General features: G+C 54.1%; 13 protein-coding genes. 7 read left to right on the forward strand and 6 right to left on the reverse strand.

Annotated features, from left to right (window positions below; genetic code table 11):
• The first annotated feature begins 29 nt into the window (after window positions 1-29).
• From AC0VXT_RS08405 to AC0VXT_RS08415, 3 genes are all read left to right on the forward strand, one after another.
• On the forward strand, window positions 30-1,088 hold the full coding sequence (locus AC0VXT_RS08405) for a TRAP transporter substrate-binding protein (protein ID WP_475548280.1): 1,059 nt from the start codon (window positions 30-32) through the stop codon (window positions 1,086-1,088).
• An 85-nt stretch (window positions 1,089-1,173) separates the two neighbouring features.
• Window positions 1,174-2,643, forward strand: coding sequence for a M81 family metallopeptidase (locus AC0VXT_RS08410; protein WP_475548281.1), 1,470 nt, complete (start codon window positions 1,174-1,176; stop codon window positions 2,641-2,643).
• Window positions 2,644-2,690: 47 nt separating this feature from the next.
• Window positions 2,691-3,761: a D-TA family PLP-dependent enzyme gene (locus AC0VXT_RS08415; RefSeq protein WP_475548282.1), complete on the forward strand. Its 1,071-nt coding sequence runs from the start codon at window positions 2,691-2,693 to the stop codon at window positions 3,759-3,761.
• Between the two features lie 5 nt (window positions 3,762-3,766).
• On the opposite strand, the gene AC0VXT_RS08420 is transcribed toward AC0VXT_RS08415, so the two are convergent.
• Window positions 3,767-4,261: a hypothetical protein gene (locus tag AC0VXT_RS08420; RefSeq protein ID WP_475548283.1), complete on the reverse strand. Its 495-nt coding sequence runs from the start codon at window positions 4,259-4,261 to the stop codon at window positions 3,767-3,769.
• Window positions 4,262-4,457: 196 nt separating this feature from the next.
• On the opposite strand from AC0VXT_RS08420, the gene AC0VXT_RS08425 reads away from it, so the two are divergent.
• The 3 genes from AC0VXT_RS08425 to AC0VXT_RS08435 all read left to right on the forward strand — a co-directional run bounded on the left by AC0VXT_RS08425 (window position 4,458) and on the right by AC0VXT_RS08435 (window position 6,871).
• Window positions 4,458-5,309 carry an alpha/beta hydrolase gene (locus AC0VXT_RS08425; protein ID WP_475548284.1) on the forward strand — a complete coding sequence of 284 codons (852 nt, stop codon included), beginning with the start codon at window positions 4,458-4,460 and terminating at the stop codon, window positions 5,307-5,309.
• A gap of 126 nt (window positions 5,310-5,435) precedes the next feature.
• Complete coding sequence (gene lhpI / locus AC0VXT_RS08430) at window positions 5,436-6,377, forward strand: bifunctional Delta(1)-pyrroline-2-carboxylate/Delta(1)-piperideine-2-carboxylate reductase (RefSeq protein WP_475548285.1); 942 nt, start codon at window positions 5,436-5,438, stop codon at window positions 6,375-6,377.
• Window positions 6,374-6,871 carry a thioesterase family protein gene (locus AC0VXT_RS08435; RefSeq protein WP_475548286.1) on the forward strand — a complete coding sequence of 166 codons (498 nt, stop codon included), beginning with the start codon at window positions 6,374-6,376 and terminating at the stop codon, window positions 6,869-6,871. The genes lhpI and AC0VXT_RS08435 overlap by 4 nt, the downstream gene beginning before the upstream one ends.
• Before the next feature lie 58 nt (window positions 6,872-6,929).
• Here the strand turns inward: AC0VXT_RS08435 and AC0VXT_RS08440 are convergent, their stop codons facing one another.
• Window positions 6,930-7,442 carry a GNAT family N-acetyltransferase gene (locus tag AC0VXT_RS08440; protein WP_475548287.1) on the reverse strand — a complete coding sequence of 171 codons (513 nt, stop codon included), beginning with the start codon at window positions 7,440-7,442 and terminating at the stop codon, window positions 6,930-6,932.
• A gap of 99 nt (window positions 7,443-7,541) precedes the next feature.
• Here AC0VXT_RS08440 and AC0VXT_RS08445 point away from each other — a divergent pair, with 99 nt between their 5' ends.
• Window positions 7,542-8,774, forward strand: a complete 1,233-nt coding sequence (locus AC0VXT_RS08445) for a bifunctional alpha/beta hydrolase/OsmC family protein (RefSeq protein ID WP_475548288.1) — start codon at window positions 7,542-7,544, stop codon at window positions 8,772-8,774.
• Window positions 8,775-8,855: 81 nt separating this feature from the next.
• Here the strand turns inward: AC0VXT_RS08445 and AC0VXT_RS08450 are convergent, their stop codons facing one another.
• The 4 genes from AC0VXT_RS08450 to AC0VXT_RS08465 are packed head-to-tail and all read right to left on the reverse strand — an operon-like array spanning window position 8,856 to window position 12,784.
• Complete coding sequence (locus tag AC0VXT_RS08450; protein WP_022732458.1) at window positions 8,856-9,203, reverse strand: RidA family protein; 348 nt, start codon at window positions 9,201-9,203, stop codon at window positions 8,856-8,858.
• Window positions 9,204-9,249: 46 nt separating this feature from the next.
• A complete protein-coding gene (locus AC0VXT_RS08455; protein ID WP_475548289.1) occupies window positions 9,250-10,536 on the reverse strand; it encodes a M20 family metallopeptidase in 1,287 nt (428 codons plus the stop codon).
• A 32-nt stretch (window positions 10,537-10,568) separates the two neighbouring features.
• Entirely contained in the window at window positions 10,569-11,714 is a 1,146-nt protein-coding gene (locus AC0VXT_RS08460) for an NAD(P)/FAD-dependent oxidoreductase (protein ID WP_475548290.1), read from the reverse strand.
• 17 nt (window positions 11,715-11,731) lie between these two features.
• A complete protein-coding gene (locus tag AC0VXT_RS08465) occupies window positions 11,732-12,784 on the reverse strand; it encodes a histone deacetylase family protein (RefSeq protein ID WP_475548291.1) in 1,053 nt (350 codons plus the stop codon).
• Window positions 12,785-12,821 lie beyond the last annotated feature (37 nt).

A 12,821-nucleotide genomic window follows, 5' to 3' on the forward strand; every position in this document is an offset into this window, starting at 1 on the left:
AAAGTCGTTAATCAAGGAGAGGCAGTATAATGAAAACCGCAAAACGTTTGGGCGCAGCCGCCCTGGCAACCGCAATGCTGATGGGCAGCACGTCAATGGCATTTGCCGAGACGAAAGTCCTGAAATTCGCCCATGATAACAAGGCCGATCCGTTTGAAAATCCGGCCCATGCCTGTACGGCTGTTTTTGCCAACATCGTCGAAGCCGACACCAATGGCGAAATCGAAGTTGAAGTCTATCCGTCCAACCAGCTTGGTTCGGCTGCGGAACATGTGCAGATGGTGCGTGATGGTATCATTCAGGCAACCCTGACCTCCACCGGGGCGTTGGCATCCTACTACCCGCGTATCGACGTTTTGAACCTTGCATTCGCCTTTGACAGCAACGCATCGACCTATGATGTGTTTGATGGTCAGTTTGGCGAAAAACTGGCCGCAGACATCGAAGCAACCCTTGCCGATGTTAAGGTTCTTGGCTTCCCCGACACCGGCGGGTTCTTTGCTGTAACCAACTCCAAACACCCGATTGCCAAACTTGAAGATTTCGAAGGCATTCGTGTGCGCACCATGTCGCTGCCATCGCATCAGAAAATCATGCAGGCACTGGGTGCCGAAGCCTATCCGATGGCATGGGGTGAAGTTTATGCCGGTCTACAAACCGGTGTGATTGATGGTCAGATGAACCCGGTTCCGACCGTGACCTTTGCCAAGTTCAACGAAGTACAGGGCTATCTGACCCTGACCAACCATCTGTTTTCGCCCTACACCATGATGCTGTCAAAAGCATTCTGGGATGACCTGACCGAAGACCAGCAGAAAATCGTGCGCTATGCCGCCCAGTCCTGCGTTGTTGCAAGCCGTGGTGTTTCGCGTGTGATCGAGGCATCTGATCGTGGTTTGGCCGGTCTTAAAGACAAAATGGAAATCACCGCATTGTCGGCTGAAGACCGTGAAAAGTTCAAAGAGGCAACCCAGCCGGTCGTGATCAAACACGTTCAGGAAAGCCTTGGCGACGAAGGTGTTGAGTTGCTCGACCTGTTCAAAGCAGAAGTCGAGAAAGCCAACGATAATCGCTACATGGCTGAATAAGCCTTTGCATTGTTGAAGGGGCGAAAACCTCGCCCCTTCAAACCCTAAACCGTTATTAAAAGACCAAAAACAAAAGGCACGGGCCATGCGGATTTTTTGCGCCTCGATTGCAACCGAGACCAATACATTTTCACCTTTACGTACTGATTTTTCCGATTTTCAGGAAAGCTTTTATGCACCGCCGGGGCAGCATCCGGTTACCCCGACCCTGTGCAGTGCCGTCTTTACCGAAGGGCGCCTTCGTGCCGCCAAAGAAGGTTGGGATTTGATCGAAGGAACCGCCACCTGGGCCGAGCCGGGCGGGTTGGTCAACCGCGAAACATATGAGAAGCTTCGCGATGAGGTCCTTGGCCAGTTGCGGGCCGCCATGCCGGTTGACGGTGTGATCCTTGGCCTGCATGGCGCAATGGTCGCACAGGATTACCTTGATTGTGAGGGCGATCTGATTGCACGCATTCGCGCCATGGTCGGGCCGGATGTGGTAATTGGCACCAGTTTTGATCCGCATAGCCATTTGACCGATTTGCGCGTGAATAACGCGGATGTCATTGTCGCGTTCAAGGAATTTCCCCATACCGATTTTGTCGAAACAGGGCGCGCGGTTGTTGACCTTGTTTTGAAAACACTGCGGGGCGAAATCATCCCGACCAAGGCAGTATTTGATTGCCATATGATCGAGGTGTTGCCGACATCGCGTGAACCGATGCGATCCTTTATCGACCGTGCCAAGGATATGGAAGGCACGGGCGATATCCTGTCGGTATCATTCATTCATGGATTTATGGCCGGTGACGTCCCAGACCTTGGGGCCAAGGTGATTGTCACCACCAACAATAACCCTGCGGAAGCCAAGCAGGTTGCAAACGACCTGGGGGTCGAGTTGTTTGGTTTCCGTGGGGCCACCCGCCCGAGTTTTGTGACACCGGACGTCGCCCTTGATCAGGCGTTGGTATCAGATGCCAAGCCGATTGTTCTGACCGATGTCTGGGACAATCCGGGCGGCGGGGTGCCGGGCGACAGCACCATGTTGCTGCGTGCGGTGATGAAACGGGGGCTACGTGATTTTGCCGTGGGTACCCTTTGGGACCCGATGGCGGTGCGGACCTGTTTTTCGGCCGGCGAGGGGGCGACTTTGCCGCTTCGTTTCGGGGGTAAAACGGGTGCCCATGCTGGTGCACCAATTGATGCCGAGGTCAAAGTCAAAAAGCTTGAACGCAATGCGTGGCAGTATTTTGGTGAAAGTATTGTTCCGCTTGGCGATTGTGCGGTGATTGAGCTGCCGGGTGGTGGGGAGGTCATCCTGAATTCCAACCGGTCACAAAGTTTCGATCCCAGCCTGTTTTCGAATATGGGCATTGATCCAAAATCAAAAAAATATCTGTTCATCAAATCGACCAATCACTTCTACGATTCCTTTGCCAAGATTGCCGGTGAAATCATTTATGTGGATGTGCATGGTCCCTATCCGTCGGATCCTAAAACCAATGGATACCGTCATTTGAACCGTCCGCTTTGGCCAATTGTTGATGATCCGTTTGCTGCCAAGGCAAGTTGATGATCAAATACCCTTCGCGTCACCACCGAAAATGAAGGACGGTTTTTATGACCCGCTCGCCGCAATATCCTGAACTTGATACCCCATGTGCGGTGATCAATCTTGATACCGTGGATCGCAACGTAAATGCCTATCAGGCCTATTGCGATAAACATGGCATTGCATTGCGCCCGCACATCAAAACCCACAAAATCCCGGCATTCGCCAAACAGCAACTGGCCGCCGGGGCCAAGGGCATTACCTGTCAGAAAATTGGCGAGGCCGAGGTTATGGCCGATGCCGGGCTTGATGACATCCTTTTGACCTATAACGTGCTGGGGACCCGAAAACTGGCACGTTTGCGGGCCGTGTTTGACCGGGTGAAAACGCTACGCGTGGTGGCCGATAATGTGGCCGTGGTTGAGGGTCTTTCGCGTGCCTTTGCCGATAGTGACAAGCCGCTTGAAATCCTGGTCGAATGTGACACCGGGGGTGGGCGTTGTGGGGTTCAGACCCCGGATACTGCGGTAACGCTGGCGCAGAAAATTGAAAGCCTGCCCGGTGTATCCTTTGCCGGTTTGATGACCTATCCGTCGGCTGGCGGTGGGCCAAAGGTTGGCGGCTTCTTCGGCGATGCGATGGCGTTACTTGACGGGCTTGGCATTGCCTGCCCGATCAGAAGTTCCGGCGGGACGCCAGATATGTGGAAGGCGCACGAAGTTGCCAATGTCACCGAGCATCGCATCGGGACCTATATCTATAACGACCGGTCGTTGATGGCGCGCGATGTGTGCGGTGAAGACGATTGCGCGTTGCGGGTTGTGGCCGAAGTGGTATCGCTTCCGGCGCCGGGGCGGGCCGTGATTGATGCCGGGTCAAAAGTTTTGACGTCCGATCTTTTGGGGCTTGAAGGATTTGGCTATGTGGTTGGCCATCCCGAGGTCGATGTGGTTGGCCTTTCCGAAGAACACGGTGTTTTGCATTTCGAGCCGGATTTGACGCCATTTGAAATTGGCGAACGGATCGAAATCATTCCCAACCATGTTTGTGTGGTTAGCAATATGCTTGATCAGGTTCATCTGGTGCGCGGGGAAAGCATTAAAACCGTTGATGTCGCGGCGCGCGGCAAGGTTCTTTAAGGCCGTTAAGCCGGATCGTGATTGGGCAGATAGCCGGTAAATCCGGTAATCAGCCATTTACCACTATCTTGTTTTTCGCAGTAATAATGGGTTTTCCAAAGCAGACGGTCTTCAGTGCCGTCTGCTTTTTTTATACGCCCGTTAAAATGTTTGCGGACCAGCGCACGGTTGCCGGTGATGTCGATTTTATCAAGCGTGGTGGCGCGAAAAACCGCCGTATAGAGGTCTTCGGCATAGGGCACATCCTTGGCCGCAACTGCTTGGCGCAGCCATTCGTTCCGGTAAGCGGTAAGGTCGGGGAACATCATTTTCCAGGTGTCGGGATCATCGGACGTGCAGGCATCAATCGCGTAAAACCCATCGGCCTTGAAATCATCTTCGACCATCGACCAGTCGGCGGCGACAAAGGCGGCAATGTCGCGCGGGACCAGCATGTGCCAAATCTGATTGCGATCAAGGTCGGATTCGGGGAACGGGCTTTGATTTGGGGCAGTCGTCATGATTTATCCAGTTGATCTGAAATTGCTTTCGCGCATTTTCGCATTCCGGTCGGATAGGTTCAATCATTGTTGGCCATTGAGTGCAAAAAATACGTAGAGCGCATGTGAAGTATTTGCAAATGGTCAAAAATTAAACAAAGATCGTTGTGGAATAGTCAATCGTATACAAGACAGACCCGTAAATTCGAGGTAGCGGATGAGTTGGGGCGGTTTCACAGCAGCAGAACTGGAATGGCAATATAATCCGCGCGAAACCGTGCCGGAGTTCATGACCCATTTCGACCGCTTCGTGAAATTGTCCGATGAAACGCGGGCACAACTCAAACCTAAAATCGATGTTCGTTTTGGCGACGGGCCAAAAGAAACCATGGATGTGTTTCTATCGCCCGATACAGGCGCACCAGTACATATCTTTTTCCACGGCGGATATTGGCGCAGTCAGGACAAAAAGGATTATGCCTTTGTCGCCCGTGATTTGGTGGCGGCGGGCTTTACGGTGATTTGTGCAAATTACGATTTATGTCCCGATGCGACGGTTGCCGAGATCACCCAGCAAGCGGTGCGGTGCGTGAAATATGTCTATCAGCATGTGGGTGAGTTTAACGGCGATCAGGACCGGATTTCAATTTCAGGTCATTCGGCAGGTGGGCAGATCGTTGCGCGACTGGCGTCCTGTGACTGGGAAGATATCCTTGGCGATCCCAACCCGTTTTGTGCTGTGGTGCCGATTTCAGGTGTGTTTGACCTTGAACCGGTGCGCCATACAACGATGAATGATGATATCCGCCTTGATGAAGCATCGGCGGCGGACAATTCACCGATGCTTGATGCGGTGCCACGGAATGTGAAAATGATGGCAATTGTTGGCGGCAATGAAAGCCCGGAATTTGTCCGGCAAAGTGATGCCTATGCCGCATATTGCAGGCGTTCTGGCCTGACCGTTCCTGTCTATAAGGCGTGGGGTGCGAACCACTTTACCGTGCTTGAAGAAGTCTTTCTGGGCACTGGATCACTGTTTGGCCATCTCAAACGGTTTTTGCAGCCGTAAAACGACGTCAACTCCCAAAAAAACAGCATAAAAAACCAGTCCTCTTCCTGTGACTGAGACGGTGTGACGTGGTATAAAAGAGGCTGCTACCACACTGAAATCAAAAATAGTTATACAGGAAGGCTCATGCGTTTCGTTTCGGCAGAAGATATCGACAAGTTTGTTTGGCCCCGTGATCTGGTCGAAGCCCTTCGTGACGGGTTTGCCCATGGTTGCGAGGCGCCGCTGCGCAGCCATTTCAACATGGAACGCAGCAACGAGGATGATGCGACCTTCCTGATTATGCCCGCCTGGCAAAAAGACGGTGCGGCGGGGGTAAAGGTCGCCGCCGTGGTGCCGGGGAATTCGGCGCGCAACCTTCCGGCGGTGTCAGGGACCTATATTCTGCTTGATGCGGTGACCGGGCAGCCATCGGCAGTGATTGATGGCACCAAATTGACCACGCGCCGCACGGCGGCGGCATCGGCACTGGCCGCGGATTACCTTGCGCGTAAAGATACCACCGACATGGTGATGGTCGGGTCGGGGGCGATGGCGCCGCAATTGATCCGCGCACATGCATCGGTCCGCCCGATCAAGAATGTCACCATCTGGAACCGCAATGGCGATAAGGCCAATAAACTGGCCGCCGAGATTGCCGGGCTTGGCTTTAATGCCACCGGTACGGATGATCTTGAAGGTGCGTGTAAAGCTGCCGATCTGATTTCATGTGCGACGCTTTCGACCGAGCCGCTGGTGCGTGGCGATTGGTTGCGCGATGGCACTCATGTTGATCTGGTGGGGGCGTTTAAACCGACCATGCGCGAAACCGATGATGCGGTGATGACCAAATGCCGCATCTATGTCGATAGTTTTGAGGGAGCGAGTGCCGAGGGCGGTGATGTGGTGCAGGCAATCGACAGTGGTGCGATTGCAAAATCCGACATCATTGGCGATCTGTTTGGCCTGACGCGCGGTGAGGTCAAGGGCCGCGAAAGTGACGGCGAATGTACGGTGTTTAAATCGGTTGGTCATTCGCTGGAAGATTTCGCTGCCGCCGTTGCCGTGGTCAAGGCCGTCGGGAAATGATCAGTACGGATCTTTTTGCGCCACAACCGCTTGAGGCATATCGCGGCACGATCAAACCGGAATGGATTGATTTTAATGGCCATATGAATGTCGGCTATTACGTGGTGGCGTTTGATCTGGGATCGATGGCGTTTTTAAACGCGGTCGGGATGGGGGCAACCTATCCCAAGGAGCGCGGCGGATCGACGTTCGGTCTTGAAATGCATGTGACCTATGACCGGGAAATTCATCTTGATGCGCCGTTTGTGATCCATACGCGCGTGCTAGATTGTGATACGAAACGCATTCACATGTATCATGAAATGCGTCATGGGACCGAGGGCTGGCTGGCATCGACCAATGAAATCATCACCATGCATATCAATATGGAACAGCGGCGTTCCGCACCGTTTCCCGATGATATCATGGCGACACTGAATAAGATCAAAGACGCGCACGCAGGCCTTGAAATTCCGTCAGGTGTCGGGCGCAAGATCGGCATTCGGCGCAAATAATATAAACCCCGCATTCTGCAAAGGTGCGGGGTTTATATTGAGGCTGGTGGTGTCGGTTTTATGGGCGGGTTGACTTGTAAAGTCGGCACATCTCATCGGATCGATTGACGTCGTCGTCGCGCAGATATGTCATGCCAAGTTTTTCCAGCAAGTTGACCGATGCCACATTGTCGGGAAGGCAATAGCCATACAGCTTGTCAAAGCCGAGATTTTCCCATCCGTGCTGCACCAATGCCTGACAGACCTCAAAGGCATATCCCTTACCCTGATGGACTTCGCAAACGGCATAGCCGATGTCGGGTGCATCAAGGGTATCGCGTTTGACAAAGCCGATCAGACCGATCTGTTTGTCAGTTGATTTTTCACATGTGACATAGCTTCCAAAACCGTGTTTTGCGTAACTTGAAAGCAGCCGCTCGTGGATGTAGGCACGCGCCGCATCAAGATCATGGATGTCGCGGTCTCCGATAAACCGTATCCAGCCCGGCTCATTGAGCAATTCGATGACAAATGCAGCATCATCGAGGGTTGCCTGACGCACGATGGTGCGCGGTGTTTGCAGAATGATCATTAAAATTTCCGTGTTACGGTGGTGGCGCTACTGTAATCTTATCGTGTGTGGCGTAAGATAAAAGTTCGTTTTGTTCATTGCCTTGGTCGGAGACTGTCGATGCCCGGAAAACCCGTTAAACTAACTTTTGACGGCGCCCATGGTGCCAAGCTGGCAGCGCGGCTTGATATGCCGACCGGGCCGGTAAAGGCCTATGCCCTGTTTGCCCATTGCTTTACCTGTACCAAGGATTTAAGTGCGGCGCGCAAAATTGCCGAAGCTTTGACCTTGCAAGGCATCGGCGTGCTGCGGTTTGATTTTACCGGGCTTGGCGGATCAAGCGGTGATTTTGCCTCGACCAATTTTACATCGAACCTTGATGATCTTGAACGGGCGGCGGACTTTTTGCGGGATGAATTTGAGGCGCCGAAGCTTTTGATCGGGCATTCGTTGGGCGGGGCGGCGGTTCTGGCCGTTGCTGACCGCGTGCCCGAAGCAACCGCGATCGCGACGATTGGCGCACCAGCCGATGTTGATCACGTCACGCATAACTTTGCGGCCCATCTTGACGACATTAAAAACAACGGTGAGGCGGAAGTCTCGCTCGGCGGGCGGCCGTTTGTGATCAAGCGCCAGTTTGTCGATGATCTGGCCAATCATGATATTGGGCGTGCAGTTGGTCAGATGCGCAAGGCGCTTCTGGTTTTACATGCGCCGATGGATCAGACCGTCGGGATTGAAAATGCGGCGAAAATCTTTGACGCGGCCAAGCATCCCAAAAGCTTTGTATCCCTTGATGATGCCGATCATTTGCTGCGTGATCCGGCGAATGCGGAGTATGCCGCATCGGTGATTGCGGCTTGGGCGGGGCGGTATATTCCCGCCGATGAAGCGGTGAAAAACGACATCGGTAACGGTGTTGTCGTGCGCGAAACCGGGCAGGGCAAGTTTCAGGCGATGGTCATGGCCGGGCGTCATCGCATGCTGGCCGATGAGCCGGAAAAAGTCGGTGGGTTTGACAGCGGTCCGTCGCCCTATGAGTTTTTGTCAGCCGCCCTTGGCAGTTGTACGGTGATGACGGTTCGAATGTATGCTGACCATAAAAACATCCCGCTTGAAGCTGTGCGGGTGGAAATCCTGCATGATAAAATTCATGCCGATGATTGTGCGGAGTGTGCCGAGGAACATACGCAAAAAGGCGGCAAGATTGACCGGTTCGAACGCAAGATCACCTTCGTCGGTGATCTTGATGATCAAACCCGCGCAAAACTGTTGGAAATTGCCGATAAATGCCCGGTGCATCGCACACTTGAAGCCAAATCCTTGATCATGACTCGCGAAGAGCGCGCCTGAACATTTCGGCATGGATCGATTAAAACAAAAAACGCCCGGCCAGATTGCTCTGCCGGGCGTTTTTTGTTGGGTCGTTAAATATTACGGCTTGGCAGCAATAATCATGAATTCGACCAGAAAATCAGGGGTGGCAAGTTTGGCTTCGCCACAGGCACGGCCCGGGGTGTGACCCTGCGGAACCCATGCATCCCAAACCGCATTCATGGCGGCGAAATCTTTCATGTCGGCCAGCCAGATGGTGGTCGACAGGATGTTTTCTTTGCTCGAACCACATTCGGCCAGAAGGGCATCAACCTTTGCCAGACATTCTTTGGTCTGGTTGGTGATGTCACTTTTGGCATCGCCAACTTGACCTGCGAGATAGATGGTGTCGCCATGGACAACGGCCTGGCTCATACGCGGGCCGGTGTGAAAACGTTGAATGGTCATGAAACTCTCCTTGTGGGGTTCAGTATATATTATTCAATAATACGAATTAGCTAGCACGCTTTTGCACGCCGCACCAGTCGGCAATGAACAGGGCCAAAACTTCGGTTACTTCCATCATGCTGGCAATTGAAACCCGTTCATCAATGCCATGAATGCGTTGGGCCTTGGGGCCATAACAGGTGGCCGGGATGTTGCCGTAAATCTGGAAAAACCGGGCATCGGTTGTTGCGGTTGAGGCATAGTTTTTGATCGTGTTGCCGGTGACTTCCTGATGGATGTCGCCCATCATCGTCATCATCGGATGGTTGACATCCATCTCGCATCCTTCGGCCTGAAACCCGCGATAGGTGATGTCAAACGACGCACCCTTGCACGCCGGGTGGTTGTCAATCGCACTTTGTTTGACGGCCTCAATCGTTTCGCGGACTTTTGCAAGTTCCATGCCGGGGTAAAACCCGACACGAATATCAGCAGAGCAAACCGGCGGCACGGTTGATGCCCATTCGCCGCCGTCAATTTTACCAAGGTTAAAGTTCACCGGGTGAACATGCGCGCCATAGGTGGCATGACGATGGGTTGGATGGTTCCAGATTTCTTCGACTTCTTTAAGAACTTCAAAGAAGCCAAAGGCCGCTTCAATCGCGTTGCTGCCCGCCGAGGTATCGAGAACATGCGCCGGGCTACCCGACACATGAAGTTGAAACCACATCACGCCAAGCTGGGCGGTCATAAGGGTTTGGTTGAACGGTTCGGGAATGATCGCACAATCGGCCTTATATCCGGCGTGAAGACAGGCCAGCGCGCCGTTGCCCGTGCATTCTTCCTCAATAACCGATTGTAAAATTACCGGGGCTGCGGGTTCCAACCCGATATCGTGAAGGGCGCGAAGCGCGTGGCAATAGGCAATGATCCCGGCCTTCATATCCCCGGCACCGCGCCCATAAAGCCAGTCACCCTCGACATAAGGATCAAACGGGCCGCGCCGCCATTTGTTCGCGGGACCGGTTGGCACAACATCCATATGACCATTAAGGATCAGGCTGCGCCCGGTTGGGTTTTTGGGGCGGTGCAGGCCAATGACGTTTTCGCGTCCGTCATAATCATCAATCACCGGCGGGGAAAAGCCCGGTTGATCGCGCAGCGCGTCGATATCAATTGCAACCCGTTCGACATCAAGGCCCATGTCGGCAAACTGATCGGCAATCCAGCCCTGTGCGGAGGCTTCGTTGCCGAGCAAGCTGTCATGACGTACTAGCGCACACAGGTCATCGATCGCCTGCGTCGTGCGGTTTGATACGGCCTTGCGCAAGCTGTTGCGGTCAAAGCGGGTCATTGATGTGTCTCCGTTCGGGGCGGTGCAGCCGGTTATTTTCCGGTCACCAGCGACGGGCGGGTTGCCGAGAGCGCATCTTCGGTAATGCCAAGTTTTTGCATATGGGCAGGAATGCCGTTGCCACAGATCAGGCTGGCAGCATATTCCCCCATGGCCGGTGCGGTTTGAATGCCATATCCGCCCTGACCGGCCAGCCAATAGAAACTGCCGTCAGCCGGATCAAAGGCCGAAACCGGATCGCCATCGGCAAAGAAGCTGCGCAACCCGGCCCAGCTTTCGCCGGGACGGCGGACTTCGATGCTGGTTGCGGTCATCAGCCGGTCAATCGTGATCGCGATATCGAGTTCTTCGGGCTGAACATCATGGGGTTCGGTCGGGGTGGTATCGGCGGGGGAGACCAGCAACCGTCCGGCGTCTTCCTTGAAATACAGGCTTTCATCAAGGCTGGCGACCAGTGGCCAGCCGTGGGCATTCACATCGGACGGCAAATCCACCATCACGGCGGTGCGGCGTTTGGGCGTAATGCCAAGCGGTTTGACACCGGCCTTGGTGGCGATGTCATCGACCCATGCGCCTGTGGCATTAACGATGATATCACCGCTGTGGGTTTGCCCATTGCCAAGGGTTACCTGCCATGTGCCATTTATTTTGTTGATCGCACTGACATCGGCCTTGGTGATCAGCGTACCGCCCAGTGATTTGAACTGGCGGATAAAGCCCCAATGAAGTGCGTGAACATCAATGTCCATGGCATCGGTTTCATGGGCCGCACTGGCAATCAGATCGGTATTGATCACCGGGATGATTTCTTTGAGCTCGGCCGGGGTCAGGGAAACAAAATTTGCCCCGTTTGCGCGGCCTTCGGTCAGGATTTCGTCAAGCTTGGCTTCTTCGCCCGGTGCTGCGGTCATGATGATGCCGCGCGGGGTCAGGATCGGGTGATCGGTAAACCCGTCGGGCGGGGTGATGAAGAAATCCCGGCTTGCCGTTGACATCTTGCGAATGATTTTGGGGCCATAGGTTTCACTATACAGAGCCGCAGACCGGCCGGTGCTGTGATACCCGGGCTGGTCTTCGCGTTCCAGAACCGTGACGGACTTTCCGGCCTTTGCCAGAAAGAATGCCGCAGACATACCGGCGATACCGCCGCCAATAATCAGGATGTCGGAATGGGTCATTTGGGGCCTTCTGATGTCTAAGCGTTTTTTGGGGCGTTTTTGTCGTTGGTGGTGCGAAACGCGCTGATGAATTGATACAGGTTTTCTGCCAGCGTGTTACTGACATAACCCCCTTCCTGCACTAGCACGGTTGGGCACTTAAGGGTGCCAATTTTTTCACCGATTTTGGCAAACCCGTCCGGGCTAACCGTCAGGCCGCCAAACGGATCATCGCGCGATGCATCAAGTCCAAGGGCGATGACAACCGCGCCCGGATTGAAATCATCCATCACGGCCAATGCCCGGTCAAGTGCGCTGAGAAACGCCGCGTCACCGCTGCCAAGGGGCAGGGGATCGTTATGGTTAAAGCCAACCCCGGCACCTTCGCCACGTTCCTGCGCATGGCCCCAGAAAAACGGATAAAAATCACTGGGGTCGGCATGTATCGAAAGCGTCATGACATCATCACGGTCATAGAAAATATGCTGCGTGCCATTGCCATGATGCAGATCGACGTCAAGGATCGCCACCCGGTCATATTTGGCGCGCAATTCCTGTGCGGCAATCGCACTGTTGTTGAGATAACAGAACCCACCGGCGATGTTTGAACTGGCGTGATGGCCGGGTGGGCGGCACAGTGCATAGGCGGTGTTGGCCCCGTCATCACGGACATGACGCGTGGCGGCAATGGCGGTTTGCGCACTGGCATAGGCCGAATACCATGTAGTTTCCGATACCGGACAGGACGTATCGCCCAGATGGAAGCCTGCCTTACCGACATGATGACGCGGATAGGGACCATTGCGGTCAAAGGGGTGAATATTGGGGATCACCAGTTCCGACCCACCGGCAGTCTGCCATTCCGAGTAGATGGTTTGAAGAAATGTCAAATAATTGGCATCGTGAATGGCGGCAATCGGGTCCATCCCGAAATCACGCGGCGCATGCAGCGACAGCCCAAGGCGCGATACCGCCCCGCTCAGGATTTCGGCGCGTTCGGGGACTTCGGGGATCGGTTTGCGTTCACCAGCAACAATGAATGTTTTGCCGTGATGGCGTAACTGATCGTCTGAGAAATAGGCATGCATCATGGCTGCCGCCTTTCACGTTAAGCGTGGTCGTAACGGG

The sequence above is a fragment of the Thalassospira sp. Z349TD_5 genome, from assembly GCF_056173045.1.

What these genes read in the sequence shown, in the direction of transcription:
- AC0VXT_RS08405 (WP_475548280.1), top strand. Translation starts at nt 30, where the DNA reads ATGAAAACCGCAAAACGTTTGGGCGCAGCCGCCCTGGCAACCGCAATG.
- AC0VXT_RS08410 (WP_475548281.1), top strand. Translation starts at nt 1,174, where the DNA reads ATGCGGATTTTTTGCGCCTCGATTGCAACCGAGACCAATACATTTTCA.
- AC0VXT_RS08415 (WP_475548282.1), top strand. Translation starts at nt 2,691, where the DNA reads ATGACCCGCTCGCCGCAATATCCTGAACTTGATACCCCATGTGCGGTG.
- AC0VXT_RS08420 (WP_475548283.1), bottom strand. Translation starts at nt 4,261, where the DNA reads ATGACGACTGCCCCAAATCAAAGCCCGTTCCCCGAATCCGACCTTGAT.
- AC0VXT_RS08425 (WP_475548284.1), top strand. Translation starts at nt 4,458, where the DNA reads ATGAGTTGGGGCGGTTTCACAGCAGCAGAACTGGAATGGCAATATAAT.
- lhpI (WP_475548285.1), top strand. Translation starts at nt 5,436, where the DNA reads ATGCGTTTCGTTTCGGCAGAAGATATCGACAAGTTTGTTTGGCCCCGT.
- AC0VXT_RS08435 (WP_475548286.1), top strand. Translation starts at nt 6,374, where the DNA reads ATGATCAGTACGGATCTTTTTGCGCCACAACCGCTTGAGGCATATCGC.
- AC0VXT_RS08440 (WP_475548287.1), bottom strand. Translation starts at nt 7,442, where the DNA reads ATGATCATTCTGCAAACACCGCGCACCATCGTGCGTCAGGCAACCCTC.
- AC0VXT_RS08445 (WP_475548288.1), top strand. Translation starts at nt 7,542, where the DNA reads ATGCCCGGAAAACCCGTTAAACTAACTTTTGACGGCGCCCATGGTGCC.
- AC0VXT_RS08450 (WP_022732458.1), bottom strand. Translation starts at nt 9,203, where the DNA reads ATGACCATTCAACGTTTTCACACCGGCCCGCGTATGAGCCAGGCCGTT.
- AC0VXT_RS08455 (WP_475548289.1), bottom strand. Translation starts at nt 10,536, where the DNA reads ATGACCCGCTTTGACCGCAACAGCTTGCGCAAGGCCGTATCAAACCGC.
- AC0VXT_RS08460 (WP_475548290.1), bottom strand. Translation starts at nt 11,714, where the DNA reads ATGACCCATTCCGACATCCTGATTATTGGCGGCGGTATCGCCGGTATG.
- AC0VXT_RS08465 (WP_475548291.1), bottom strand. Translation starts at nt 12,784, where the DNA reads ATGATGCATGCCTATTTCTCAGACGATCAGTTACGCCATCACGGCAAA.